Below are 25,966 nucleotides of genomic sequence, written 5' to 3' on the forward strand. Positions count from 1 at the left end.
TGACGCCCGTTAGGGGGTCGGCCGGTCGTGCGTCGCCTGTGACCGGTAGATGCCGATCTCCTCCGGGCGGACGAGGCCGTCCTCGATCGCCCGGGCGAGCAGCGCCGCCTTTGTGGCGGCCGGCCGCCCGCTCGGGTGTACTTGATCCGCGCACGGTCGACGTACTGCTTCACCGTGTGTTCGCTGATCCGCATCCGACGGGCCACCGACGCCTTGGACATCGACTGGAACCAGAGCAGCAGCGCCTCGCGCTCCTTGTCGGACAGCATCGGCCGGTCCGGCCGCGGGTCGCCGACCATCGCGCCGGCCAGCGCGGGCGGCACGTACGGGCGGTCGCTCGCCGCGGCCAACACGGTCGCCACGCAGTGCTCGCGGCCCTCGTGCTTGGCCAGGAACGCCACCGCTCCGGCGTCCAACGCGGCCAGCATCGTCTCCGGGTCGGTGTGCTCGGAGTAGACCACCACCCGCCGCCCGGTGGCGCTCAGCTCGGCCAGCTTGTCCAGCGCCATCCGGCCGTGCAGTCGCAGGTCGAGCAGGACCACGTCGGCGTCCGGCGCCGCCCGCAACACCTCGTCCGGGTCGTCCCCGGTGGACAGCACGGTCAGCCTGGGCTCGCTGGCGAGCCAAACGCGGACGCCCTCGACAACCACCGGGTGGTCGTCGACGATCGCCACCCCGACCGTCCGGTCGCCGGTCATCTCCGCCACCGGGTCTGCGCCCATCTGATGTCCCCGTCCCGTTCGTAGAGGTGCTGCACCGGCCCGTCGTCGTGCTCCCCGGGCGGCGGGCCGGTCGCGTCCGGCCCCTCCCGGTCGGGTGTGACCAGGCTGACCACGACATCGTCCGGGCCGGAGACGACGGTCAGTCGGGCCCAGCCCCGGGCGTCGGCGAGGATGCCGGTGAGCGGGTCGGCGAGCCGGCGGCGGATCTCCACCGGCAGCGGTGGCGGGTTGCCGATGGTGACCAGGTCGATCGGCAGCCCGTTGCGTTCGGCCAGGTCGGCGGCGGCGCGCAGCTCGTGCAGCAGCGGGTCGGGCACGTCGTCGGATTCGGCGATCAGGCGGCGCAGCCGGGCCGCGGCCAGCACGCACCGGCGCTGCACCTCCGGGTCGTCCGGATCGGCCTGCCCGTCGGCCAGTTCCCCGAGCACCCGCCCGGCCGCCACGCCGACCAGGGCGAGCCGGTCCCGACGTTCCCGCAGGCCCTGTTCGGCGGCGTCCCGTTCCGCGGCCATCGCGTGCATGGCGGCCGCCGAGGCGGCCCGTTCGCGGGCCAGGCCGACGATCGTCGCGCCTCCCACGAAGACCGCCACCGGCAGCGAGAAGGTGCCGTAGACGTACATCATGTAGCGGGCCAGGTCGGCCGGATCGTGGCCGTGCCCGAGCACGGCGACCAGGGCGATCACCGCGTGCGTGGTCAGCAGCGCGACGAGCCCGGTGACCCGCCGGCCCCACATCGCCAGCAGGAAGAACCAGCCGAGGGTGCTCCACACCCAGTTGGCGGCGGCGAACAGGTGTTGTTCACCAACCGCCGCGAAGACCGCCGCGTCGACGGCGAGCAGCAGCGCGGCGAAAGGCCACGGCGGCAGCGGCGCCCCGCGCAGCAGCCGTACCCCGGCCACCACCCCGGCCCCGGCGACCAGCAGCCAGCCGCCGAGCACCACCGCCGGCGCGGCGAAGTCCGCGCGGGCGCCCAGCACCGCGGGCAGACCGATCGCGATGTGCCAGGCCAGCGCTATCGCGACGGAGACGATCCGGGCACCCCGGTCGGAGGCGTGCGCCACGGCCGCCGGCGCGGCGAGCACCGCCTTGGGTGCCGGGCCCCGGGGCGCTGGCACGCTGGCCCGACCCGGCTGCGGATCCGTGGCCCCGGGCGCCGCGGTGCGGTCCGTCGAGGCGCCGAGGGTCAGCCGACACCGGGCCACTCCAGCCGGATCGTGGTGCCCGCGCCGGGGGCGGAGCGGACCTCGGCCCGCCCGCCGACCGCCGCCATCCGGCCGCGGATCGACTCTCGCAGCCCGTACCGGTGTGGGGGGACACCGGCCGGGTCGAAGCCGGGGCCGTCGTCGGTCACCTCGACCACGACGGCGATCGCGTCCCGGGTCATCCGCAGCGTGACGTGTGCGCCCGGCGCGTGCCGGACCACGTTGGACAGCGCCGCGTAGGCGCTCTCGGTGATCGCGTCGGCCACACCGGCGGGCACCGCGCACGACGCCAGCTCCAGGCCCACCCGCAGCTCGGGCAGTCGGTCGGGCACCGTCCGCAGCCGCCCGTCCAGGGGCACCGGGCCGTCACCGGGCACCGGGCCGGCGTCGGTCAGCGCGACGAGGGTACGCAGGTCGGCCGCGCACCGCTCGCGCAACGCGGCGGATGGCCCGGGCACCGCGCCGAGCCCCACCATGGTCAACGTGCCGAGGACCGTGTCGTGCAGGTCGCGGTTCTGCCGCCGCTCGGCCTCCCGGGCGGCCCGGGCGATCAACGCGTCCCGGGTCAGCCGCTGGTGCTCGGCGAACGCCCGGTCCGCCCGCCCGATCCGGTGGCGCATCACCGACGTCATCATCGCCGTGCAGGCGGTCTGCACCAGCAGGGTGGCCGCGTGCGCCCGGGCCTCGGCGGGATTGCCGGCCCCGTGCGCCCCCATCGCGTACGCGGCGGTGACCAGCAGCCCGGCCGGGACCGACCAGCGTGCCGGAGCGGTGGCCTGCGCGTTGATCACCGTGGTGCTGGCCAGCACCGCGATCCAGCTGCCCTCGCCGGGCAGCACCCCGGGCGCCACCAGGCGGGGGATGAGCAGGCAGGCCACGGTTGTCACCGCGACGTCACCGGCGACCAGGGTCGGGGTGATGCCGTGGCGCATCGCGCGGCCGGCGTACCAGAGCGACCAGCCGGTCAGCACGGCCACGCCGGGCAGGAGCAGGGCGGGCTCGACCGGCGGGGTACGTACCGACAGCGCCACCACCGCGCCGACCAGCCCGCAGGTGAGCCGCAGCAGCGCCGGCAACGTGGTGAAGATGAGGCTGAACGCGCCGCCGGCCGGATTGTCCAGCGCAGGTGGCGACGCGGTCGGGGTGGCAACGGCCGGCATCGGGAAGTGTCCTTCCGACAACGACCCGGTCCGGGTCCGCGCGGCGGAGATCGACATCGGAAAATAGCATGGTCGATGGCAAGCAATCACCCATTGTGCCCGGTGTGTCGCCGATGTGTCACTCCGTGCTGCGCGGCTGGAGCAGGTCCCAGCGGTTGCCGTAGAGGTCGGCGAAGACCGCGACCGCGCCGTACGCCTCGTGCCGCGGCTCCTCCAGGAACCGCACCCCGGCCGCGACCATCCGGGCGTGGTCCCGGGCGAAGTCCTCGGTGTACAGGAACAGGCCGACCCGACCGCCGGTCTGGTCGCCGATCCGGGCCCGCTGCTCGGCGCTGCTCGGCCGGGCCAGCAGCAGTGCCGTCTCCCGGGCGCCCGGCGGGCGGACCACCACCCATCGCGAGCCGTCCGGACGTGGGGTGTCCTCCACCAGCTCGAAGCCGAGGCCGCCGACGTAGAAGTCGATCGCCTCGTCGTACTCCCGTACCAGCAACGCGACCAGTCCCAGATGTGCCATCGGGTCATCATGCCGGCGGACGGACGGCAACCCCGATCGGCGTTCGGCGGATGTGAGCTGCACCCGTCCAGCGCCGGCCTCGGTGCCCGCTGCGGAACCGGGCACGGTTCCCGCCCGTCCCATCACTCGGCGGAGAGGTGGTGAGCCGGATGCGCTCGGGCGGGACGGTACTGGCGGTGGCGCTGCTCGGCGTGGCGCTGGTCGGCGTGGCGGTGGTCGGCTACGCGGTCCGGGACGCCGGGCCGGGTCCGGGGGACGATCCCGGCCCGGCCCGGATCGTCGGGAAGTGGACCTCCTGCGCCGAGGCGGCACCATGGGCCGGCGCCGGTGTCGTGCTTCCGGCGCCGGACGGGGATGAGCCGGTGCCGCCCGGGGACGATCCGGCGATCGGACGGATCGACCCCGCGTTCACACCGGTCGCCGCAGTGCTCTGCGGCCGGGAGATACGGCCGCGCCCCGGCGGCGGTGCGGAGCAGGTGGCCACCGAGCGGCGTGCCGACGACATCGCCGCGCTGGTCGCCGCGCTGCGCCTGCCGGACCGGCGAACGGACGGGAAGATCGTCTGCACAGCCGACATGGTCGTCCCGCCCTGGCTGGCCCTGCTCGACGAGCGAGGTCGCTGGCTGCGCCCGTACCTGCCGAGGGACGTCTGCGGCAAGGCCCGCGTGGAGGTGCGCGCGGCGCTCGACGGGCTGCGGCTGACCACGGTGGACAGCCGTACCGTCGGGCGGGTCGGATCCCCGGCGGCCGAGGCCGCCGGCTGCGCGCGGCGGTGGGCGGACATGGTGTGGGTGGAGACCACGACGGGACGCCCCGGATGGCCCGCGCCGGCGACGGTCCCGGCCGTGGAGCCGCTGCGCCTCTGCGTCTACCAGGTGCCCGCGTCGGAGCGGGGCGGCGGCAAGCCGGCGGGTGAGTTCGCGTACGGCGGGCCGCTGACGCCCGAGCGGCAGGCGGCGGTGCTCCGCGCACTGGCCACCGCCGGACCGGCGACGACGTGCGTCACCCCGGCGTCGCGATTCGCGGTGCTGCGCCCGCTGGACGGCACCGGTGGACCCGACCGGTACGTGGAACTGGACGGCTGCCGACGCATCCTGGTCGTGCCGGCCACCGGCGGGGCACAGCTCGGGCAGGGCGACGTCACGCTGACCGAGCTGCTGGGCTGAGCAGGCCTTTGTTGGCTCTTTCCGTGATCTCGCCCGGAGTGGCGTTGCGGTCTGCTGGACTGGGACGGGGAGCGCGCCGGTGGGGTGAGGAGCAGTCGTGGGTTCGTTGGCCTGGTCAACCTATGTCGCCCCGGCCAAGCCGGTCGTGTCGACGGACCTGCCGCCGGGCGAGGGCCGCGAGATGTGGTCGCCTACCAGCTCCACGCTGATCTACGGAGACCGCGACGCCGTCCTGGTCGACGCGTTGCTCACCCTCGACGAGGGCCGGGCCCTGGCCGACTGGGTCGCGGCGAGCGGCAAAAACCTCACGACGATCTACATCACCCACGCCCACGGCGACCACTTCTTCGGGGCGGCCGCCGTGCTGGAGCGCTTTCCCCGGGCGCGGATGGTGGCACCCGTGAGCGTGGTGGACAAGATGCACGATCAGTTGGGGGAGCGGTGGCTCAACGATGTCTGGCGCAAGGGTTTCCCCGAGCAGATCGCCGAGCGTCCACCGATCGCCGAGCCGCTGGAGGACAACAACATCGACCTTGAGGGGGAGCGGTTGGTGGCGGTCGAGACCGGCCGCACCGACACCAACGGCACGAGCGTGCTGCACGTACCGTCGCGTGGTCTCGTCGTGGCCGGCGACGTGGTCTACAACGACGTCCACCTGTATCTCGGCGAGGCCGGCCACGGCGGGATTGGGGCCTGGCTCGACGCGCTCACCATTGTCAACTCATTGCGGCCGTGCGTGGTGATCGCCGGCCACAAACCCGACGGCGCCGACGACGACCCGCACAACGTCGAGGAGACCGCCAGCTACCTGCGGGAGGTCCAGGCAGCCGCGGAGCGGACGGAGAGCGCCGAGGAGTTGTACGACGCGATCATCGAGCGCTACCCGGACCGGATCAACCGCGCCGTGGCCTGGAAATCCGCCCACGCGCTCAAGAGCGAACCCAGGTGACCGGCACCATCGCGGGGCCGCCAGCGAGACCGCGCGATAGCGCCTCGGGTGGAAGTCAGAGGTGCGACCTACCCTCCCGGCATGGCAGCCAGCATTGATCTGACGCTCGAGTCCACCGACGCCCGGGTGCTCGCCGCGTTCTGGAAGACGGCCGTGGGCTACGTCGACGAGCCGCCACCCGCGCCCTTCACCACCCGTGAGGAGTGGCTCGCGCAGTTCGACCTGCCGGAGGATGACCTGGCGGATGATGGTGCGTGGCTGTGCGATCCGGATGGCGTCGGCCCCCGCCTCTCCATCCTCAACGTTCCCGAGCCCAAGACGGCGAAAAACCGGCTCCACATCGACATTCGGCTGCCCGGCCACGGAAGCCCCGACGAGCGGTGGGCGCGGATCAAGGCGGAGTCGAAACGCCTGGTGAAGGCGGGCGGGAGTGTCCTGGAGGAAGTCGACGGCCACCACGTGGTGATGGCCGACCCGGAAGGCAACGAGTTCTGCGTGGCCGCAGCCGCAGCGTGGAGGGTCGCTCCAGAGCCACGCGCCAGCACCGTCCTGGGTAGCGTTGGCGGCGTGGCTGACGCAGTCGTGATCCCCGGCCGTACGTTCGGACCTGGTGCGCCTCTCCTGATGTATGCCGGCGATGTCGCCGAACAGCGCGGTGCGACGGTGCACCGACACTCGTGGTCCGAGGAGCCAGCACGGCCGGACGCGCCGGAGATAGAAGGCTGGGTGCGCGGTCAAATCACTCCGCTGATCGACAGCGTCAGCGGTCGCCCGCTGCTGATCGCCAAGTCGCTCGGCACCAACGCGGCGGCCATCGCCGCCAAGCGGTCCCTGCCCGCGGTGTGGATCACGCCCGTACTCACCCTGCCATGGGTGGTTGACGCCCTGAGCCGGGCGACCGCACCGTTTCTCCTCGTCGGTGGCACGGCCGACAAGCTGTGGGACGGTGACGCCGCTCGCCGGCTGTCACCCCACGTGCTGGAGGTGCCCGAAGCGGATCACGGGATGTACGTACCGGGTCCGCTGACGGACTCGATCGCGGTGCTCAGCCGGGTCGTGGTCGCCGTGGACGAATTCCTCGACGGAATCGGCTGGCCGGGCGCCCCGACCTAATCAAATCCGCGGCAGTGGGGGTGCCTTGTCGCACCCGCTCGGTAGGGCCAGGCACATGGACGGGCAGGCAGGCAACGCACCTTGGTATCGGGCCGCGCGAAATTTCGTGCGGGAGGTTGAGAGGAAGGCCGGTGTTTAAGCCGGCGCCAGGCGGATTCCTCGGTCGGCAGGCAGTAGACCTTCGAGACGATGGCCGCGGCGTTGAGCGCCGGGGCCATCGAGCGAGCCCATCTAATCGCGATGGGTAGTGGTCATCAGTTCCCGGAATCCGGCGACAGGTACAGGTCGAACCACAGTCCCTGACCGTCAACCTCCAACTGCTGGCTGCTGCCCGAGAGGCTGGGCGGGCCGGCGTAGGTGCCTGTGAGCGTGTAGAGGCCCGGGTCGACGGCGAACTGATAGCCGCCGTCAGGGCCAGTGACAGCCTCGATCCCGACCGGCTCCAGCCGGATCGTCGCCTCCACCACCGGCAGCCAGGTGGTCGTGTCGATCGCCTGGCCCCTGAGGCTCCACATGACGGACACCGTGAAGGATCCCTGCGTCAGGGGACTGAGCCGGCCCCGGCGGTCGACCGCCACCGCGTACACCGGACGCTCACCGCTCACGTTGCCGACGTCGATCGTCACAGTGGCGGCACCATCACGCCCCGACCGGACCACGCTGCCCAGGTTGGTGTCACCGACGCTGTACCTGTAGCTGGTCACCGAGGTGTCACCGTTCGCGTCGAACCTGATGGCGAGCTGGCCGCCTTCGACCACGCTGTCCCCGTTCGGGAAGCTGATCGTCGGCTGGAGGGGAGCCTTCGTCTTGACCGAACCCGTGACGGCCGCGGACGCGGGGGGCGCCAGCAGCATCGAACCGACGGCCAACAGCACCAGCGACGCGGTCATCGCAACGAGCCCACGGCGAGTAGAACGCTTGCGCGTGCCCGAGGTTGATCCAATTAACATTCAAGCCCCCGAATTCTCAAGACGTCATAGCGTGGTCAAGCTAGTCGGCAAAATGATCTCCGTCAACGTCTTTGCAGCCAGGAATGGCCCGCTGTTTCTTCGGGCGTTGCTGGTCGCCGTTGGTCGCTATTGGTCGGCCCTTGACGGCCCGGTGACGGCCCCTCAGCGGTCATCGTCGCCCTGTCGCACGGACAGCTTGGAAATCGGATTGAACTAGACCTTGGGTAACCGCATCATCTGCGGCGGGGTGGGTGCGCCCGGCAGGATTCGAACCTGCGGCCTTGGGATTAGAAGTCCCCTGCTCTATCCGCTGAGCTACGGGCGCGCGGCGTGGGTGTCGCGCCCAGAGGGTACCGCCGACCCGCCGGCCGGCGGGGAAAAGGGTGCCCGCGTCCACGTTGCCGAGCAGGGTCTCACGGAGGCCGGTTGACTGGCATCCGGGTTCCCACGGACCGACCCGCCGCAGGCCCGTACCCTCGGCTGGTGCTGCTGGACCCCGACGCCGAGAACGACGTCGCCTACGAGCTGTGCCAGATCGTGGGCCGTGCCATCCTGCCGTACCGGTCGTCGGACGCCACCGGCCAGCGCTTCGGCACCGCGTTCTTTTTCCAGGGCACCGACGACCCGGTGGGGGAGTCGCTGCTGACGGCGGCCGACCTGACCGGCACGCCGGATGGGGAGTTGGGCCTGCGGGCGAGCGTCACCGAGCCGGCCGGGGTCGCACCGGACGCCGTCGCGGACGCCGAGATGAGGCTTGGCTGGGCGCGCTTCCCGGGGGACGGCGTCGCGGTGCTGCCCACCGGCGGGCTGCACCGGTACGCCGGTGACGGCGGCTGGCGGTGGCGGGTGCAGCCGGTGCCCGCCGGGATCGCCGCCGGGCCCGAGGTGGTCGCCCGCCTCGGCGCCGACGCCAGTTCCGCTTTCGTGCTGGCCCATGGGGTACGCGAGGACGGGTCGCGGCCACTGGAGGTGGCCATCGAGCGGGTGGTCCGCGACGGGGACGCCGTGCGGATCACCACTGAACTGCCGCCGGGGTACGTCGGGGCGCCGGTCTTCATTGTGCAGGCGGACCCGGTCGGGGAGGTGTCGCTGTACTGCCTGGGCCTGGTGCTGCCCGGCGTCGGCGCTCACCCGGTGGCGACCTTCGACCGGATCCGGGCCGTTCTTCCGGCGACACCCGGCGACTGAGACACGCCACTCGGCGGGTGGCGCGGCGAGCCGTGGCCCGGCCGGGTCAGCCGCCCGCCGTCGCCGCACCTGCCGGATCGGACGCGGGACGCCGGCTTTCCGGCAGCTGGGCAGCGTCGTCGGTCGCCACGTCGTCGGCCGGGGCGGTGGGGCCAGCGGCGAGGAACGTCTCGGCCCACCGGCCGACCTCGTCGAAGACCTTTCGGCGTACGGCGGGGCCGGAGAGCGTGAGGTCGTGCAGCCCGCCGTCGAAGCGGGCCAGGGTGACGTGCCGGCCGAGGCGGGGCGCATACCGCACCATGTGCTCCACGTCCAGCACGGCGTCGGCCAGCGTGGCGCTGTCGTGCCACTTGGTGCCCCGGAACGAGCGGGTCGAGCAGGCCAGCAGCACCGGCACCTGGATGTCCAGCCCGGCGCGCAGCCGGCGTTGGCCGGTGCGGATCGCGTTCAGCCAGCCGGCCCGGACCGGGAACCCGGCCAGCGGCTTCCACGCCAGGTCGTAGGTCCACTCGCCCCGGTGGTCGGTGTGGAGGCTCTCGCCGTACACCGTGCCCAGCCCGAACGGCACGATGCGGTGCGGCGCCCGGCGGCCCAGCCGGGAGACGGCGGCCGCGAGGGGTCTGCGCACCGCCCAGGGGGCGTTCAGGTCGAAGAAGGGGCTGTTGAGCACCAGGCCGTCGACGGTGCCGGCGTCGCGGCGGGCGTCCGCCCAGAGCGAGGTGATCAGGCCGCCGGTGGAGTGGCCCATCGCCAGCAGGGTGTCGTGCTCGTCGTCGGTGCGGATGATCTCGGCGGCGGCGTCCAGCTCAGGGAAGTAGTCGCTGATGTCCTGGCAGAAGTTCGGGGTCTGGTGCGGGAGCAGGCTGCGACCGTACTTGCGCAGGTCGAGGGCGTAGAAGTCCCAGCCCCGCTCGGCGAAGAAGTCGGCCAGGTGGGTCTGGAAGAAGTAGTCGACGAAGCCGTGCACGTAGAGCACGGCCCGCCCGGTGGGGCGCTCGGCCCGCCGCCGGACCAGGGTCGCGACGACCGCGCCCTCGTCGTCGGTGCCCAGGTCGATCGTCTGCCGCTCGTACGGCGGCCCCAACACGTCCGGTTCCACGTTCGCGACGCTACGCCGCCAAGCTACCCGGCGGTAGTCCCCGGGATCCGGCCGCCCCGACCGGCCGTGCCAGCCGGCCGGCCGGGGCATGCGGGAGTACGCGTCAGACGGTTTCCGCGTCGGCGCGGCTCGGGTCGCCGGCGGGCAGCGCCTCGGGCTCCTCGGCCGGGTCGACCTGATCCCGCGGCTGGCTGACGTCGCGCAGGTGCTTGTTGTGCCGAGGCTCCTGGCGGGTCTTGGCGTCGTTGAGCCGCCGGCGCAGGTCGTCGCGGACGTCGTTGAGCGCGGCGTGCAGGTCCTCCTCGCCGGAGGTGGTGACGATCTTCTGCCGGCCGGCGATCCAGCACTCCAGGGTGACCTTCTGCCCCCGCGCCTCGCGGTCCTTCACCGACACCTCCAGCTCGGTGGCGTCGGCGTGGAAGCCGGCCAGCCGGGCGTCGAGGGTGGCGAACTGCTCGGCGATCCAGGCGCGGTCGCCCTGCGAGAACCCGGCGCCCACCCGCAGGCACTCGGCCACGGTGGCCGGGTTCGTCACGGCGCTCATCGCCGCGCCTCGCAAGCGGTTGCGGAGCCGATCGTGGTGATCATCATGGCGCTGACCTCTCGTCGACGTGGAGCTGTCGGTGGTGCTTGATCAAGTCCATACCCAGGTTGGTCGGACCCGGAAACCGCTGACGCCCGTCCGGGTGGGTCGGCCGTACCACATCCGGGCCTGATCAGGGCGTTGTCCACAGGTGGCGTCGTTGTCCACAGGTCGGGGGTGGGGTGCTGGCGAGGACCGTCCGCCGCGTCGAGGCTCGGTGTCGAGTCGACTCGCGCTGGCAGGCCCCCGATCCCCCTGGAGGGACGATGTTCGACACCTACGTGACAATTGTCGGCAATGTGCTGACCACGCCCGAGTGGCGGCGTACCACCCAGAGCAACACCCTGGTGGCCAACTTCAAGGTCGCCTCCACCGCCCGCCGGCTCGACCGGGACAGCGGCCGCTGGGTCGACGGGAACTCGCTCCGGGTCCGCGTCAACTGTTGGCGCAAGCTCGCCGAGGGGGTGGCCGCCTCGGTGATGGTCGGCGACCCGGTGGTGGTCTGCGGCCGGCTCTACACCCGCGACTGGACCGACGACGCCGGCAACCACCGCACCCTTTACGAGCTGGAGGCCGTCGCCGTCGGCCACGACCTGTCCCGGGGTCGGGCGCGGTTCCTGCGCAACCGCCCGAGCATGACCACCAGCACGACGGAGGACGCGGAGGCGGAGAGCCGGGTGCACGGCGAGCCCACCGAGCCGGTCCCGGCCGGGCAGACGCCCGTCCTGCCCGACGACCGCCCGCTCGACGACGACTTCGAGCTGTCCGACTTCGGCGCGCTGCGTCCCGGCCCGTTCAGCGCGGCCGGCCCGGTCGACGACGCTTCCCTCAGCGTCGGCGGCGCGCAGGGCGGCGACACCGACGGCCCGGCTGGGCTCGACGACGACGAGTTGGCGTTCCCTCTCGGGGCTGACGACGACCAGTCGGACGACGACCGGCCGGACGACGACCGGCCGGACGACGAGTTGGGGCCGGTGCCGGACGAGGGCCGGCCGGAGCCCACGCCGTCCGGCCGGGGACGGCGTGGCCGGGGGCGGGTCCCGCAACCGGTCTGACCCCTCGGCTCGGCCATCCCGGCTGTCGTGGACGACGGCCGGGGTGGCGGCCAGGCGGCGGCGCGAGCGGTGTGCGGGCAGCACCGGTGCCGCGACCTCCGCGCCCACCACCCGCTCCCGGCGGGTGCTCCGCGACATGTCACGAACGGGGGCGGGGTGGCGACGCGACCGGCGTCGTCACCCCGCGTGACGCCCCTGGCCCGTCCCTCCACACCCAGCGCCGCCCTGCTTCCGGCCTCTGCCGCACCTGCCACCGCCCCGCTGCCCGGCGCGGCGAGCAGCCTGGACGGGGTGGGCCGGGGCGTGCCGGGCCAGGTTGGTTCACGGGACGCTCGTCTAGGCTGGCCGGCCGGAGGTGGTGCGCGTGCGACGGACAGCGCCGGTGGCGAACGCGGTGGGGCTGCTGGCCGGGTACGCGCTGGACAGGCTGCTCGGCGACCCACGCCGGTGGCACCCGGTGGCCGGCTTCGGGCAGGTCGCCGGCGCGCTGGAGCGGCGGCTCTACCGACCGGACCGGACGGCCGGGGCGGTGTTCACCGCGCTGGCCGTTGGTGGGCCGGTGCTGCTCGGGGCGGCCGCTGCGGCAGCCACCCGGCACCGGCCGGTGACCCGGGCGGTGCTCGTCGCCGCCGGCACCTGGACCGTGCTGGGCGGTCGCACCCTGCGGCACGAGGCCACCACCATGGGTGGGGCGCTGCGCGACGGCGACCTGCCCGCCGCCCGGCGACGCCTCGGTCACCTCTGCGGTCGGGACCCGTCGACTCTGGGCGAGTCGGAACTGGCCCGGGCCACCGTCGAGTCGGTCGCGGAGAACACCTCCGACGCGGTGGTCGCCCCTCTGGTCTGGGGCGCGGTCGCCGGCCTGCCCGGGCTGCTGGGCTACCGCGCGGCCAACACCCTCGACGCGATGGTCGGGCACCGGTCGGCGCGCTACGCGCGGTTCGGCACCCCCGCCGCCCGGCTCGACGACCTGCTCAACCTGGTGCCGTCCCGGCTGACCGGGCTGCTCACCATCGCCGTCGCGCCGGTCGCGAACGGCGACCGGGAACGCGCATGGCGGGTGTGGCGGCGCGACCGCAACGACCACCCGAGCCCCAACGCCGGTCAGTGCGAGGCGGCGATGGCCGGCGCGCTGGGGGTCCGCCTCGGCGGCCGCAACGTCTACTTCGGGCGCTCCGAGGTGCGCCCCTTCCTGGGCGACGGTCCCCGCCCCGAGGCGCGGCACCTCAGGCGGGCTGCCCGGATCTCCGGCGCGGTCGGCCTGGCCGCCCTCGGGCTGGCCGCCGCGTACCCGTTGACCGTCGGGCGTCTGGCCGCCGCCGTCGGGCGACGCGGGTGGAGCGCCGCCGTCGGGCGACGCGGGCTGGCCGGTGCTGGTGCCCGGCGCGGGCCGCGAGCCGTCGTGTCGGGGCGGGGGAGCGGGCGGTGAGCGGCGGGCTGCTGGTCGCCGGCACCACGTCCGACGCCGGCAAGAGTGTGCTGACCGCCGGCATCTGCCGCTGGCTGCACCGGCAAGGCGTGAAGGTGGCGCCGTTCAAGGCGCAGAACATGTCGAACAACTCGGCGGTGGTGGTCGGGCCGGACGGGCGTGGCGGCGAGATCGGCCGGGCCCAGGCCATGCAGGCCGCCGCCTGCGGCATCGCCCCCGACCTGCGCTTCAACCCGGTGCTGCTCAAGCCGGGCAGTGACCTGGCCAGCCAGGTCGTGCTGCTCGGCGAGGCGGTCGACACGATCACCGCCGGCACCTTCCGGCACCTGCGTCCCCGGCTCGCCGAGACCGCGTACGCGGCGCTGGCCGAGCTGCGGGCCGCGTACGACGTGGTGATCTGCGAGGGCGCCGGCAGCCCCGCCGAGATCAACCTGCGGGCCGGGGACTACGTCAACATGGGGTTGGCCCGGCACGCCAACCTGCCCACCATCGTGGTCGGCGACATCGACCGGGGCGGCGTCTTCGCCTCGATGTTCGGCACCGTGGCCCTGCTCGACCCGGCCGACCAGGCGCTGATCGCCGGCTTCGTGATCAACAAGTTCCGGGGCGACCTCGGCCTGCTCCAGCCGGGGCTGGACATGCTGCGCCACGTCACCGGCCGCCCCACGTACGGGGTGCTGCCCTGGGCACTCGACCTCTGGCTCGACGCCGAGGACTCGCTCGCCTACGGTCGGGTGCTCGGCCGCCCGGCCGCCCCGCACGGCACCGAGTGGCTGGACGTGGCCGTCGTCCGGCTGCCCCGGATCAGCAACGCCACCGACGTGGAGGCGCTGGCCACCGAGCCGGGCGTCCGCGTACGCCTCACCGTCGAACCAGCCGAGCTGGCCGCCGCCGACCTGGTCGTCCTGCCCGGGTCCAAGTCGACCGTGGCGGACCTCGCCTGGCTACGCGAGACCGGCCTCGCCGACGCGGTCCTGGCCCACGCGACGGCCGGCAAGCCACTGCTGGGTCTCTGCGGCGGCTTCCAGATGCTCGGGCGCGCGATCCACGATCCGGTGGAGAGCCGCCAGGGCAGCGTGCCAGGCCTCGGCCTGCTGCCCATCGAGATCACCTTCGATCCGCGCAAGACCGTCCGGCAGTCGGTGGGCACCGCCCACGGCGACCTGCCGGTCCACGGCTACGAGATCCACCACGGGTACGTCTCGCACACCGATCCGACCCTGGCCCCGCTGCTGACCGGGAGCGACGGTGCCGGCGAGGGCGCGGTGCTCGGCGTGGTGCACGGCACGCACTGGCATGGGGCGTTCGAGTCGGACGGCTTCCGCCGCCGCTTCCTCACCGAGGCGGCCCGGATGGCCGGGCGCACCGGGTTCCGGGTCGCACTCGACACCAGCTTCGCGGCCGCCCGGGAACGCTCGCTCGACCTGCTCGGCGACCTGGTGGAGGAACATCTGGACACCGACGCCCTCTGGCGCCTCATCGAGACCGGCCCGCCCGCCGGCCTGCCCTTCATCCCACCCGGTCCGCCACCGGCCTGACCGGCGACGCCGCCGGCTCGGTCACCGCTCCCCGGACCGGCGACGCCGCCCGTTCGGCCACCGCGTCCCCGGACCGGCGACGCCGCCCGTTCGGCCACCGCGTCCCCGGACCGGCGACGCCGCCCGTTCGGCCACCGCGTCCCCGGACCGGCGTCGGCGTCAGTGCCGGACGTCGGCGGGGCGGTCGGTGGTGGGAAGGCCGGCGGTGAGCCACGCGTCGACGCCGCCGATCATGTCGGTGGCCCGGCGCAGCCCGAGCGTCTGCAGGCTGGCGGCGGCCAGGCTGGAGCTGTAGCCCTCCCGGCACACCAGCACGATTTCCCGGTCGTAGCCGGTGGCCTCCGGAATCCGCCATTCGCTGGCCGGATCGAGTCGCCACTCCAGCACCGTCCGGTCGATGACGACCGCCCCGGGCAGGTCGCCCTGGTCGCGGCGCTGCATCTCGGTACGGGTGTCGACCAGCAGCGCGCCGCAGCGGACCGCCTCGACGGTCTGCTGCGGAGTCAGTCGGTGCAGCCCGGCGCGCGCCTGTTCGAGCAGGGCGTCGATGCCGGGGCTCATCACGTCTCGGAGCACCACCCGATCATGCCGATTCGGGTGCGCGTCGGGCGGCGAACGGGCCGCGCATCACCCGTCGTCGCCCCAAATCCCTCGGACGTGACGGTGCCCGGTCGTGGCGGTCAGCCGGACGAGTTGCGGCCACCTCGATCAGGCACGATCGACTCGGCTTCCTTGAAGTCGTGGTGTCCCTGTCGGTGGGATACCCCGGTTTCCGTGATCGCAAGTCGATCGTGTGGACTTGGCGGGGTGACGGGGAGCGGCGTGGACGGGGTGCTGCCGGTGGCGGTCGTCGAGGCGTACTCCATGCTGGCGCGCCGGGTTGTCGCGGGCCCGGCGCGGTTGGGGCGGACCCGGCTGGTCGCGGTCGACGGGCCGAGCGGCGCGGGCAAGAGCCGGTTCGCCGTGCACCTCGCGGACGCCCTGGCGGCGCTTCCCGGCGGTGCCCGGCCGCCGGTGGTGCACACCGACGACCTGCTCGACGGCTGGGACGACCAACTCACCTTCTGGCCCCGGCTCGATGAGTGGGTGCTGGATCCGCTGCGTGCGGGGCGGCCCGGCTCCTACCGGCGTTACAGCTGGGTGCGGCGATGCTTCCTGCCCCGCCCGGTCCCGGTGCCGGTCGCGCCGGTGCTGATCCTGGAGGGGGTCAGCGCGGCACGCGCGGTTGTCCGGCCGGAGGTGACCCTGGCCGCCTTCGTCACCGCGCCCGCCTCGTTGCGGCTGGCCCGCGCGGTCGAGCGCGACGGGCCGGAGATCCTGCCCGAGCTGCGTCGCTGGCACGACGGGGAACGTGCGCACTTCGTCGCCGACCACACGGCAACCGGGGTCGACCTGGTGGTCGACGGCGCGCCGAGGTTGCCGCACGACGCGGACCGGTACTACGTGCGCATCCGCTGAGCGGGGCATGGACGTGTGCCACCGGCTGCGGCACGATGCGAGGAGGCTGCCATCGGCCACGGCACGATCCGAGAAGGCTCAGGGCGCGGCGAACGGGGGACTCATCATGTCGGCAGCGGATTCGCCCGCGCGGCGCCGCATCACCCTCACCGGCATCAGCTCGCGGGCCTGGGAGCACTCGGCCGACCGGGGCGCCCTGGTCGCGCTGCGTGAGCTGCGGGGTTTCGACGACGTGGTGCGGGCGTTCTTCGGCATGTGGAACGAGCGCGGCTTCCGGCTCTCCGTGCTGGCCTCGGGCATCCGGGTCGACCACCGGCAGTACCCGGCGGTCTGGCAGCGCTACACCGAGGCCGCCGCGGCGCTCGACGTCGCCGAGCTGCCTGAGCTGTACGTGACGCAGTCGCCCTGGCTGGGCGCCGAGGCGGTCGGCCTGGACCGGCCGTTCATCGTGCTGAACTCCGCCTGCGTGCAGGAGCTCGACGAGGACGAGCTGCGTTGCCTGCTCGGCCACGAGCTGGGGCACGTCGGCAGCGGGCACGCCGTCTACAAGACGATGCTCATGATCCTCACCCGCTGGGCGGCAAACCTGAGCTGGTTGCCGGTCGGCGCGTTCGCGCTGCGCGCGATCATCGCGGCGATGCTGGAGTGGTGGCGCAAGGCGGAGCTCTCCGCCGACCGGGCCGGTCTGCTCGCCGGGCAGGACCCGGCGGCCGCCCTGCGGCTGCTGATGAAGCTCGCCGGTGGCGGCGACCTGTCCCAGATCGACACCACCGCCTTCCTGGAGCAGGCGGCCGAGTACGCCGGTGGCGGCGACCTGCGGGACAGCCTGCACAAGATCCGGATGACCGCGTGGAGCACGCACCCGGTGCCGGTGGCGCGCGCCGCCCAGCTGCGGCAGTGGATCGACTCCGGGGCGTACGGGCGGGTGCTGGCCGGGGACTACCCGCGCCGCGACGACGACGGCTCGACCAGCGTCTCGGAGGAGATCAAGGCGGCGGCCGAGTCGTACCGGGAGGAGTTCAGCCGGTCCACCGACCCGCTGGTCGGGCTGCTGCGTCGGCTCGGCGACGGCGCCAGCGACGTCGGTGAGTGGGTGGGCGGCACCGCGGGCCGGGCCCGTTCCTGGATGGACGCCGCCACCGAGGCCGCCGGCCGCGCGCACCGCGCGGGCCGGACCGCGCCCGGCGCGACGGCGGGTGCCGGCCCGGGAGCCGGTGACAGTACGGGCTCGGCCGGCACGCCCGGGTAAGGCCGGCATACGATGCCGGTCATGACCACACCGATCATGTCCGAGTCCCAGGTGCGGGCCGCCGTCGAGCGGGAGATGCCCGGTGTCCGGGCCGACCTGGAACGACTCGTCCGCATCCCCGGCATCGCCTTCGAGGGCTTCGACCACTCACACGTGGAGCGCTCCGCCGAGGCGGTCGCCGAACTGCTGCGCGGGTGTGGCCTGGACGTCGACATCGTGCGTTCCGGCGGGCAGCCCGCGGTGATCGGCCGCCGTGCCGCCCCGGCCGGTGCGCCCACCGTGCTGCTCTACGCCCACCACGACGTGCAGCCGGTCGGCGACCGGTCGCTGTGGGAGTCCGACCCGTTCGAACCGGTCGAGCGGGACGGCCGGCTCTACGGTCGCGGCGCGGCCGACGACAAGGCCGGTATCATGGCGCACATCGCGGCGCTGCGCGCGTACGGTGACGCGCTGCCGGTCGGCGTGGTCCTCTTCATCGAGGGCGAGGAGGAGTACGGCTCCGACTCGCTGGAGCGGTTGCTGGACGAGCACCGCGACGAGATCGCCTCGGACGTCATCGTGATCGCCGACTCCGGCAACTGGGACATCGGCGTACCGGCGCTGACCACCTCGCTGCGCGGCATCGTCAACTGCTTCGTCGAGGTCCGCACGCTGGACCACGCGGTGCACAGCGGCATGTTCGGCGGTGCCGTCCCGGACGCGCTCACCGCGCTGGTCCGGCTGCTGGCCACCCTGCACGACGACGCCGGTGACGTGGCGGTGGACGGGCTCATCGGCCGCGAGGGCGCCACCGTCGACTACCCGGAGGACCGGATCCGGGGCGAGGCCGGGCTGGCCGAGGGCGTGCAGTTCATCGGCAGCGGCCGGATCACCGACCGGCTCTGGACCAAGCCCGCGCTGGCGGTGCTCGGCATCGACGCGCCGTCCACCGGCGAGGCGCCGAACGCCCTGGTCCCGTCTGCGAAGGCGAAGCTGAGCATCCGCCTCGCCCCGGGCGACGACCCCAAGCGGGCGTACGCGGCGGTGCGCGCGCACCTGGAGAAGCACGCGCCGTGGGGCGCGCAGGTGACGGTCTCCTTCGAGCACGACGGCGACCCCTGCGTGATCGACGCGTCCGGGCCGATGTTCGACGCCGCCCGCTCGGCGTTCCGGGAGGCCTGGGACGGCACCGATCCGGTGGACATCGGCGTCGGCGGGTCGATCCCGTTCATCGCCACCTTTCAGGAGATGTTCCCCAAGGCGGCGATCCTGGTCACCGGTGTGGAGGACCCGCACGCCCGCGCGCACGGCCCGAACGAGAGCCTGCACCTCGGGGAGTTCGCCCGGGTCTGCCTGGCCGAGGCGCTGCTGTTGGGCAAGGTGGCCGCGGCGGGCACGAACGGGAGTTAGGTGTCGGAACCGTAACTTCCGGTCTGATCTGGGAGTTTGCGGTGTGTCGGGCGCGGGGCTGCTATAGCCTTTCGAACATGAGTACGAACGAGGTGATGGCCCGGTTGGGGGCCGCTGTCAGCGCGCTGGGGGACGTCGACGTCTCCGCGTGGTCCGAGGACACGCTCAAAGAACAGCTCGGTGAGCTCTCCACCGCCCTGGTCGCCCTCGACTCGGTGCTCTCCCGGGTCGCCGGCGAGGTCCGCGCCCGGGGGCTGCGCATCGAGGAACCCGTCTCCGCCTGATCCGCCGTCCACGTGGGCGGCGGCACCCTGCCGACACCGCCCGGGCATGGCAATGCCCGGGCGGTGTCGGGGGCGACTGGCAGGATGAGGCTCGTGCGGTTCCTCGACCTGGCAGCCACGTCCGCCGCCGTCGGCGCCACCAGCGGCCGGCGCGCCAAGGTGGAGTTGCTCGCCGACGCGCTGCGCCGTCTCGACCCGGCCGAGGTGGAGCCCGGCGCCGGCTATCTCGCCGGTGAGCTGCGTCAGCGGCAGACCGGCGTGGGTTATGCGAGCCTGCGTGACCTGCCGCCGCCGGCCGCCGAGCCGACGTTGACCGTGGCCGCCGTCGACGCGGCCATCGAGCAGATCGCCGCGGTGCACGGCGCGGGCTCGCAGGCACGACGCCGTGCGCTGCTCGGGGCCCTCTACGCGGCGGCGACGGCCGAGGAGCAGCGGCTGCTCACCAACCTGTTCAGCGGTGAGCTGCGGCAGGGCGCCCAGGCCGGGCTGCTCGCCGACGCGGTGGCCCGGGCGGCCGAGGTGCCGGTGGCGGTGGTCCGTCGAGCCCTGCTGCTCGCCGGTGACCTGCGCGCGGTGGCGGTGGCCGCCATGGCCGGAGGCGCCGCCGAGCTGGCCGGGTTCGGCCTGCGGGTCGGCCGTCCGCTGGCGCCGATGCTCGCCCAGAGCGCCCCCTCGGTCGATGAGGCGCTGGCCGCGACCGGCGCGCCGGCGGTGGTCGACGTGAAGCTCGACGGCATCCGCATCCAGGTGCACCGCTCCGGCGCCGACATCGCCGTCTTCACCCGCAGCCTCGACGAGATCACCACCCGGGTGCCCGAGGTGGTCGCTGCGGTCCGCGCCCTGCCCGGCCGGGAGTTGGTGCTCGACGGCGAGGCGATCGGCCTGGACGAGACCGGCCGCCCCCTGCCGTTCCAGCAGACGTCCAGCCGGGCCGCCCGGCGCACCACACCCAGCACCACGGGGCGCACACCGGTCGCCCCGGCGGTGCTCGCGGCCGCCGCCAGCGCCGGCGAGACCGTGCTGACGCCGTACTTCTTCGACCTGCTGCACCTCGACGGCCAGGATCTGATCGACCTGCCCGGCCGGGAGCGGTGGGCGGCGCTCGCCGGCGCGGTGGACGCGTCGCTGCTGGTCGGGCGGCTGGAGGTTGACAACCCGGAGCAGGCGGGTGCGGCGTTCGCCGCCGCCATCGACGCCGGCCAGGAGGGCGTGGTGGTCAAGGCGCCGGACGCGCCCTACGACGCCGGTCGGCGCGGCGCGGCCTGGGTCAAGGTCAAACCCCGGCACACCCTCGACCTGGTGGTGCTCGCCGTCGAGTGGGGCAGCGGCCGGCGGCAGGGTTGGTTGTCCAACCTGCACCTCGGCGCGCGGGACCCGCGCACCGGCGACTTCGTGATGCTCGGCAAGACGTTCAAGGGGCTCACCGACGAGCTGCTGCGCTGGCAGACCGAGCGCTTCCTCGACCTCGCGGTGGAGCGCGGCGACTGGGTGGTCCGGGTCCGCCCCGAGCAGGTGGTGGAGATCGCCTTCGACGGGGTGCAGACGAGTTCGCGCTATCCGGGCGGGATGGCGCTGCGGTTCGCCCGCGTGGTGCGGTATCGCGACGACAAGTCCGCCGCCGAGGCGGACACCATCGACGCGGTCCGCGCCATCCACGCCGGCCGTCCCACCGGCTGACCGGCCGCACCGGCCGAGGTCAGGCGGTCAGGCGGACGCGCTCGGCGTCGGCTCGGCGGCCCGGTCCAACGGGGCTGACGTGGTGCCGATGCCGGCGGCCCGGCGGGCCTCCCGGCGGGCCACCCAGCCGTAGCCGAACAGGGCCATCACGGCGAAGAGCCACCACTGCACGACGTAGCCGAAGTTCTGCCAGTTGTTGGTGTGCCCGACCGGCACCGCCTTGAACACCGGGTCGGCCGCCGGAGTCTGCTCGTCCAGCAGCAGGTAGGCGCCGTACACCGGGTAGGGCAGTTCGCGGGCCAGCCGGGACACCCCGACCCGTCGGGTCTCCAGCCGTCCGTCGCGGCGGTTCACCGCGCCGGCGCCGCTCTCGGTCTCGTGCACCCGGCCGACCACCTTCACGTCACCGGTCGGCGCGGCGGGCACCGTCGGCTGGGCCATCGCCCCACCCGGCGCCGGCGGGACCCAACCCCGGTCCACCAGCAGCGCCGTGCCGTCGGCGAGCACCAGCGGGGTGAGCACCTCGAAGCCGACCCGGCTGTCCACCGTCCGGCCACGGACCAGGACGGTGTTCGTCGGGTCGTACCGGCCGCTGACGGTGACCCGGGTCCACACCTTGTCCTCGGCGGGGGCCGGGCCGACCGTTCCCGGGCCGCCGGCGGGAGCGCGCAGCGCCTCGGCCAGCGGAGCCGGGGCCATCCGCAGGCCGGCGTCGATCCGCTCGTTGACCTCGGTGCGCCCCCGGTAGCGGTCCAGCTGCCAGTTGCCGAGCAGGACCATGACCGCGGCGGCGACCAGGGTCAGGGCGAGAGCGCCCAGCCAGCGTGGGCTCAGCAGGAACCGGTACACGGCAACGAGGCTACCCGTATGACCGACGCCACTGACCTGGACCGGGCCGCGACGGCCCAACCGGCCCCGATCGGCGGTGCTCGCGTGTCGGGCGGGGCGGGTATCGTCACGCGGACGGATCGGTCCAACCGGTCCGCCGTCGCGTACCCGCCGCCCCCGCGAGGAGTCGATGATGACCGTCGTGCCGCGCCTGGTGCTCAGCGCGCCGTCCTCCGGGCACGGCAAGAACGCGCTGGCTATCGGGCTGCTCGCCGCCCTCGCCGAGCGGGGTGTCGACGTCGCCGGGTTCAAGCTCGGCCCGGATCACGTCGACGCCGCCTACCTCGGTCTCGCCTCCGGTCGGCCGGGCCGGTCGATCGATCCCCGGCTGGTCGGCGTCGACCGGCTCGCTCCGCTGGTCGCGCACGGCGCCGAGGGCGCGGGGCTCGCCGTGGTGCAGGGCAGCATGGGCCTGTACGACTCGGTCGGCGGCCGCCCGGAACAGGAGTCCACCGCCGCCGCGGCCGCCGCGCTGCGCAGCCCCGTGGTGCTCGTGGTCGACGTGGCCGCGATGGGTCAGTCGGTGGCCGCCCTGGTGCACGGTTTCCGCTCGTACGACGAGCAGCTCTGGCTCGGCGGGGTGATCCTCAACCGGGTGGCGTCCTCGCGGCACGAGGGGATGCTGCGCGAGGCGCTGGATGACGTGAACGTGCCGGTCTACGGCGCGTTGCGCCGGCAGGACCTGCCGGCGGTGCTGCCGTCGCGCCGGCACGGCGTGGTTCCGGTGGTCGGCGGGTCCGCCGACGCCGCCCGCGCGGTCCGCCGGCTGGGCGAGGCCGTCGCCGCCACGGTCGACCTGGAACGGCTGCTCGGGCTGGCCCGCTCCGCTCCGCCGCTGCCCGCCTCGGCGTGGTCGCCGGAGGAGGCGCTCGGTCCGGTGACGGTCCCGGCGGACCGCCCGCTGGTGGCGCTCGCCGGCGGGCCGGGCAGCAGCTTCAGCCATCCGGAGACCGCCGAGCTGCTGCGGGCCGCCGGCGCCGAGGTGGTCACGCTCGATCCGCTGCGCGACGAGGCGCTGCCGGCCGGCACCCGTGCGCTGGTCGTCGGCGGCGCGCTGCCCGAGGCGTACGCCGAGCAGCTGTCCGCCAACCGGCGGCTCTGCATCGCCGTGGCCGAGCTGGCGCGCACCGGGCGTCCGGTGGTCGCCGAGGGCACCGGCCTGCTCTGGCTGGCCCGGGAGCTGGACGGCCTGCCGATGTGCGGGGTGTTGGACGCGGTCGGCGTCAGCCGGGACGGCCTGGTGGTGGGCTACCGCGAGGCCACCGCCCAGACCGACAGCGTGGTCGCCGCGAGCGGCACGGTGCTGGTCGGGCACAAGGAGCACCGGGCGGTGCTCACCCCGCGATCCGGTCAACGCCCGGCGTGGAGCTGGGACGGCGGCACGCCGGAGGGCTTCGTCTGGCGCAACGTGCACGCCTCGCAGCTCACCCTGCACTGGGCCGGCCACCCGGCGACCGCCGCCCGGCTGGTCGCGGCGGCGGCAGCCGACCCGGCGGCCGAGGCGGTGCCCGTGGAACCCGGCGGGGTGCCGGCGTGATCGGTCAGGTGGCGGTGCGCCGCTTCCCGGCGCTGACCGTCTCCACCCCGCGCACCGAGGTGCGGCGGCACACCGCGGCCGACGCGGCGGCGGTCGGGGAGATCTTCGCCGACAAGCTGACCCGGCGCTGGCTGCCGCTGGCCGACGACTCCGGCCCGATCGACGGGCACGCATGGTGCACCGACCTGGCACGGCAGCGGCGCGACAGCGGCGACGGGGACCACTGGGCGGTGCTCCGCCGGGAGGACGGCCAGGTGGTGGGCTCGCTGTGGACCCGGCGCACCGACTGGGGCGCCCGGGCCACCGAGATCTCCTACGCGATGGCGCCGCACGCGCGCGGGTTCGGCCTGGCGGCCGAGGCCGTGGACGCGGTGGCCATCGCGCTGATCCTGGAGCACGGCTTCCAGCGGGTCGAGCTGCGCGTGGCCCCCGGCAACCTGGCCTCCCGCCGCGTCGCCGAGAAGGCCGGCTTCAGTTACGAGGGCCTGCTACGCAACGCCGGGTTCGTCCGCGGCGGCCGGGTGGACCTCGAACTCTGGTCGTTCGTCGCCGCCGACCTGCGCTGACCCGTGCCGGTCACCCGACGATGGCGTCCGAGGGCGCGGTGAACTGGCGGGTCGGTTGGCCCTTCAGTCCGTCGCGCAGGGTCTCCGCGACCGCCGCGATCGGGATCTGGGACTGCCCGTCGCCCACCGCGTTGAACGGGTTGTCCGGGTCGGAGATGAAGCTCGCCGCGGCCAACTCCGGGGTGTAGCCGACGAACCAGGCGGACCGGGTGCTGTCGGTGGTACCGGTCTTGCCGGCCACGGGGCGCCCGACCGTACCCCGGACGCTGTCGGCGGTGGACCAGCCGCCGCAGCCCCCGCGTGCCGGGGTGTCCCCGGTCGGGCAGCGGGCGGCGTCGGTGGCCGCCCGGGCGGCGTCCGCGCTGACCACCTGCCGGCAGCGCGGCTTGGCGACCTCGCGGTGGATGCCGCTGGCGGTGGCGTACGTGGTCGGCGTGCCGTCCCGGTTCATGATCGCCTGCACCGGGATCGCCTCGCAGTACCGGCCGTCGGCGGCGATGGCGGCGTACGCGTTCGCCATCTCCAGCGGGGTGGCGTCGGAGACACCCAGGGTGAACGCACCCCATTTGTTCGCCTTGGTAGGGGAGGCGTGGTCCCGGTCCACGTCGGTCCGCCAGCGAAGCCCGAGCTGCTCGGCGAGGCGGACCCCCTTCTCCGCCCCGATCTTCTCCTCCAGCTGCACGAAGAACGTGTTCACCGACTTGCCGAACCCGGACCACATGGTCTGCCGGCCGGTCATGGCGCCGCTGGCGTTGGATGGGGCCCAGCCGTCGTAGACCCGCGACTGGTAGCGGTACGGAGAGTTGATCTCGGTGGACAGCGGCATCCCGTCGTTGAGCGCGGCCAGCATCGGGAACATCTTGAACGTCGATCCCGCCTGGTAGCCCGGCAGGTCACCGCCGCCGAGCAGGGGTGCCACCGTGTTCGGATAGTTCGCCTTCACTTTCGGCCCGGCCTCCGGGTTGGAGCTCAGCGGATTCTCGCTCAGGTCCAGCGAGTACGCCCGGTTCACCGCCATCGCCTTGACCCGTCCGGTGCCGGGCTCGGAGACGACGATGCCGTTGGCGAACGGGCTGCCGGTGCTCTCCTTGCTGCCGACGTTCTTCTCCGCCGCCTCCTGGATCTTCGGGTCGATGCTGAGCACGATCCGGTAGCCGCCTCGGCGCAGCTTGTCCATCCGTTCCAGCCGGTTCGCCCCGAACGCGGGCTGCGCGCTCCACCAGTTCTTCAGGTAGTCGCAGGCGAAGCCCCAACTGTTGTACTTCTCCGACACCGCGGCGCAGTCGTTCGGCGGGCTGGTCAGCTTCAGCCGGATCGGTTCGGTCTTCGCGGCGGCGGCCGAGTCGGGGGAGAGGTAGCCGAGTTGGCTCATCCGGTCCAGGACGTAGTTGCGCCGCCCGGTGGCCTCCTTCTGGTCGGAGTCGGCCGGGTCGTACTCCGACGGCGACTTGACCAGCCCGGCGAGGGTGGCCGCCTCGACGGGGGTGAGGTCCTTCGGGGTCTTGGAGAAGAAGATCTCGCTGGCCGCGTAGATGCCGTACGCCCGGTGCCCGAAGTACGCCGAGTTCAGGTAGCGCTCCAGGATCTGCTCCTTGCTCATCTCCTTCTCCAGGTCCAGCGCCATCCGCATCTCCTTGACCTTGCGCAGGCTGGTCTGCTGGGTGGCCTCCTGGACCTCCTTGGGGGTGGTCGCGCTGTCCCGCAGGGCCATCCGGACGTACTGCATGGTCAGGGTGGAGGCGCCCTGGGAGACGCCGCTGGAGCGGGTGTTGGCCACGAAGGCCCGGGCCACGCCCTTCGGGTCGACGCCGTGGTGCTGGTAGAAGCGGGAGTCCTCGGCGGCGACGATCGCCTGCTGGATGTTCGGCGACATGTCCGACAGCTTGGTGTACTGCCGGTACTCCTCGTAGAACATGGTCAGCACGGTCTTGCCGTCCGGGGCGTAGAGGTACGAGGTCTCGGCGGGCAGGGCGGTGGTCAGCAGCCTGGTCTTCTGCTCCACGGCGTGCGCGGTGGCCTTCGCGCCGAGCCCGGTGAGGGCGACCAGCGGGTACGCGGCGGCGGCGATCACGATGCCGGCGATCAGCCCGGCGCGGAGGAGAGGGACGAGTCGACCAGCGGCAGCAAGGGGTCGGTTGCTCACGTGGCCAAGTTATGACATTTCCGATTCGTACATGAGAAGAACTCATAAACCGGCGGGTGGTGACGCGGCTTACGCGGAGATCAGCTGTTCCATCGGCGACCTTCCCG

At 73.6% G+C, this 25,966-nt stretch carries 23 protein-coding genes, 1 tRNA gene and 1 pseudogene; 14 read left to right on the forward strand and 11 right to left on the reverse strand.

The annotated features are described in order from the left end of the window. Nucleotides 1-9: 9 nt before the first annotated feature. The 4 genes and pseudogenes from ACWD6N_RS02915 to ACWD6N_RS02930 form a co-directional block, all read right to left on the reverse strand. Nucleotides 10-722 (reverse strand): annotated as a pseudogene (locus ACWD6N_RS02915) (response regulator). Beyond that, complete coding sequence (locus ACWD6N_RS02920) at nt 695-1,837, reverse strand: hypothetical protein (protein ID WP_354963941.1); 1,143 nt, start codon at nt 1,835-1,837, stop codon at nt 695-697. The pseudogene ACWD6N_RS02915 and the gene ACWD6N_RS02920 overlap by 28 nt, the downstream one beginning before the upstream one ends. Nucleotides 1,838-1,905: 68 nt before the next feature. Beyond that, a complete protein-coding gene (locus ACWD6N_RS02925; RefSeq protein WP_354963942.1) occupies nt 1,906-3,084 on the reverse strand; it encodes a sensor histidine kinase in 1,179 nt (392 codons plus the stop codon). A gap of 118 nt (nt 3,085-3,202) precedes the next feature. Beyond that, nucleotides 3,203-3,598, reverse strand: coding sequence for a VOC family protein (locus ACWD6N_RS02930; RefSeq protein WP_354963943.1), 396 nt, complete (start codon nt 3,596-3,598; stop codon nt 3,203-3,205). A 140-nt stretch (nt 3,599-3,738) separates the two neighbouring features. On the opposite strand from ACWD6N_RS02930, the gene ACWD6N_RS02935 reads away from it, so the two are divergent. The 3 genes from ACWD6N_RS02935 to ACWD6N_RS02945 all read left to right on the forward strand — a co-directional run bounded on the left by ACWD6N_RS02935 (nt 3,739) and on the right by ACWD6N_RS02945 (nt 6,826). Further along, nucleotides 3,739-4,764, forward strand: a complete 1,026-nt coding sequence (locus ACWD6N_RS02935) for a hypothetical protein (RefSeq protein ID WP_354963944.1) — start codon at nt 3,739-3,741, stop codon at nt 4,762-4,764. 97 nt (nt 4,765-4,861) lie between these two features. Next, on the forward strand, nt 4,862-5,713 hold the full coding sequence (locus tag ACWD6N_RS02940) for an MBL fold metallo-hydrolase (RefSeq protein WP_354963945.1): 852 nt from the start codon (nt 4,862-4,864) through the stop codon (nt 5,711-5,713). Between the two features lie 81 nt (nt 5,714-5,794). Continuing rightward, nucleotides 5,795-6,826, forward strand: coding sequence for a VOC family protein (locus ACWD6N_RS02945; protein ID WP_354963946.1), 1,032 nt, complete (start codon nt 5,795-5,797; stop codon nt 6,824-6,826). 254 nt (nt 6,827-7,080) lie between these two features. Here the strand turns inward: ACWD6N_RS02945 and ACWD6N_RS02950 are convergent, their stop codons facing one another. Together ACWD6N_RS02950 and ACWD6N_RS02955 are read right to left on the reverse strand one after the other, a co-directional pair. Further along, nucleotides 7,081-7,776, reverse strand: coding sequence for a hypothetical protein (locus ACWD6N_RS02950; protein ID WP_387326153.1), 696 nt, complete (start codon nt 7,774-7,776; stop codon nt 7,081-7,083). 252 nt (nt 7,777-8,028) lie between these two features. Then, a tRNA-Arg gene (locus ACWD6N_RS02955) sits at nt 8,029-8,101 on the reverse strand. Between the two features lie 158 nt (nt 8,102-8,259). Between ACWD6N_RS02955 and ACWD6N_RS02960 the strand changes: the two genes are divergently transcribed. Then, complete coding sequence (locus ACWD6N_RS02960; RefSeq protein WP_387326156.1) at nt 8,260-8,964, forward strand: hypothetical protein; 705 nt, start codon at nt 8,260-8,262, stop codon at nt 8,962-8,964. A gap of 46 nt (nt 8,965-9,010) precedes the next feature. Here the strand turns inward: ACWD6N_RS02960 and ACWD6N_RS02965 are convergent, their stop codons facing one another. Then, nucleotides 9,011-10,063: an alpha/beta hydrolase gene (locus ACWD6N_RS02965; RefSeq protein ID WP_354963949.1), complete on the reverse strand. Its 1,053-nt coding sequence runs from the start codon at nt 10,061-10,063 to the stop codon at nt 9,011-9,013. Between the two features lie 103 nt (nt 10,064-10,166). Beyond that, nucleotides 10,167-10,607, reverse strand: a complete 441-nt coding sequence (locus ACWD6N_RS02970) for an HPF/RaiA family ribosome-associated protein (protein ID WP_387326159.1) — start codon at nt 10,605-10,607, stop codon at nt 10,167-10,169. A 305-nt stretch (nt 10,608-10,912) separates the two neighbouring features. On the opposite strand from ACWD6N_RS02970, the gene ACWD6N_RS02975 reads away from it, so the two are divergent. From ACWD6N_RS02975 to ACWD6N_RS02985, 3 genes are all read left to right on the forward strand, one after another. Further along, nucleotides 10,913-11,701: a single-stranded DNA-binding protein gene (locus ACWD6N_RS02975; protein ID WP_354963951.1), complete on the forward strand. Its 789-nt coding sequence runs from the start codon at nt 10,913-10,915 to the stop codon at nt 11,699-11,701. A gap of 364 nt (nt 11,702-12,065) precedes the next feature. Further along, nucleotides 12,066-13,130: a cobalamin biosynthesis protein gene (locus ACWD6N_RS02980; RefSeq protein ID WP_354963952.1), complete on the forward strand. Its 1,065-nt coding sequence runs from the start codon at nt 12,066-12,068 to the stop codon at nt 13,128-13,130. Continuing rightward, a complete protein-coding gene (locus tag ACWD6N_RS02985; RefSeq protein WP_387326164.1) occupies nt 13,127-14,668 on the forward strand; it encodes a cobyric acid synthase in 1,542 nt (513 codons plus the stop codon). Before ACWD6N_RS02980 ends, ACWD6N_RS02985 begins: the two co-directional genes overlap by 4 nt. A 159-nt stretch (nt 14,669-14,827) precedes the next feature. On the opposite strand, the gene ACWD6N_RS02990 is transcribed toward ACWD6N_RS02985, so the two are convergent. Then, nucleotides 14,828-15,229, reverse strand: coding sequence for a rhodanese-like domain-containing protein (locus ACWD6N_RS02990; RefSeq protein WP_354964019.1), 402 nt, complete (start codon nt 15,227-15,229; stop codon nt 14,828-14,830). Between ACWD6N_RS02990 and ACWD6N_RS02995 the strand changes: the two genes are divergently transcribed. The 5 genes from ACWD6N_RS02995 to ACWD6N_RS03015 all read left to right on the forward strand — a co-directional run bounded on the left by ACWD6N_RS02995 (nt 15,164) and on the right by ACWD6N_RS03015 (nt 20,725). Beyond that, complete coding sequence (locus tag ACWD6N_RS02995) at nt 15,164-16,126, forward strand: uridine kinase family protein (RefSeq protein ID WP_387326228.1); 963 nt, start codon at nt 15,164-15,166, stop codon at nt 16,124-16,126. The genes ACWD6N_RS02990 and ACWD6N_RS02995 overlap by 66 nt on opposite strands. A 106-nt stretch (nt 16,127-16,232) precedes the next feature. Next, nucleotides 16,233-17,375 carry a M48 family metallopeptidase gene (locus tag ACWD6N_RS03000; protein ID WP_387326167.1) on the forward strand — a complete coding sequence of 381 codons (1,143 nt, stop codon included), beginning with the start codon at nt 16,233-16,235 and terminating at the stop codon, nt 17,373-17,375. 36 nt (nt 17,376-17,411) lie between these two features. After that, a complete protein-coding gene (locus ACWD6N_RS03005; RefSeq protein WP_387326231.1) occupies nt 17,412-18,764 on the forward strand; it encodes a dipeptidase in 1,353 nt (450 codons plus the stop codon). 77 nt (nt 18,765-18,841) lie between these two features. Beyond that, the gene (locus tag ACWD6N_RS03010) at nt 18,842-19,048 is read left to right on the forward strand and encodes a hypothetical protein (protein WP_354963955.1); all 207 of its coding nucleotides are present in this window, start codon (nt 18,842-18,844) and stop codon (nt 19,046-19,048) included. A gap of 84 nt (nt 19,049-19,132) precedes the next feature. Further along, the gene (locus tag ACWD6N_RS03015; RefSeq protein WP_387326170.1) at nt 19,133-20,725 is read left to right on the forward strand and encodes an ATP-dependent DNA ligase; all 1,593 of its coding nucleotides are present in this window, start codon (nt 19,133-19,135) and stop codon (nt 20,723-20,725) included. Nucleotides 20,726-20,752: 27 nt separating this feature from the next. Here ACWD6N_RS03015 and ACWD6N_RS03020 read toward each other — a convergent pair whose 3' ends face one another. Beyond that, nucleotides 20,753-21,574: an SURF1 family cytochrome oxidase biogenesis protein gene (locus ACWD6N_RS03020; RefSeq protein WP_354963957.1), complete on the reverse strand. Its 822-nt coding sequence runs from the start codon at nt 21,572-21,574 to the stop codon at nt 20,753-20,755. Between the two features lie 172 nt (nt 21,575-21,746). Here ACWD6N_RS03020 and ACWD6N_RS03025 point away from each other — a divergent pair, with 172 nt between their 5' ends. Then, entirely contained in the window at nt 21,747-23,150 is a 1,404-nt protein-coding gene (locus ACWD6N_RS03025) for a cobyrinate a,c-diamide synthase (RefSeq protein ID WP_354963958.1), read from the forward strand. Beyond that, on the forward strand, nt 23,147-23,716 hold the full coding sequence (locus ACWD6N_RS03030) for a GNAT family N-acetyltransferase (protein ID WP_089019337.1): 570 nt from the start codon (nt 23,147-23,149) through the stop codon (nt 23,714-23,716). The genes ACWD6N_RS03025 and ACWD6N_RS03030 overlap by 4 nt, the downstream gene beginning before the upstream one ends. 10 nt (nt 23,717-23,726) lie before the next feature. Here ACWD6N_RS03030 and ACWD6N_RS03035 read toward each other — a convergent pair whose 3' ends face one another. Continuing rightward, the gene (locus ACWD6N_RS03035; protein ID WP_354963959.1) at nt 23,727-25,859 is read right to left on the reverse strand and encodes a transglycosylase domain-containing protein; all 2,133 of its coding nucleotides are present in this window, start codon (nt 25,857-25,859) and stop codon (nt 23,727-23,729) included. Nucleotides 25,860-25,966 lie beyond the last annotated feature (107 nt).

The sequence above is a fragment of the Micromonospora sp. NPDC005163 genome (assembly GCF_053599835.1).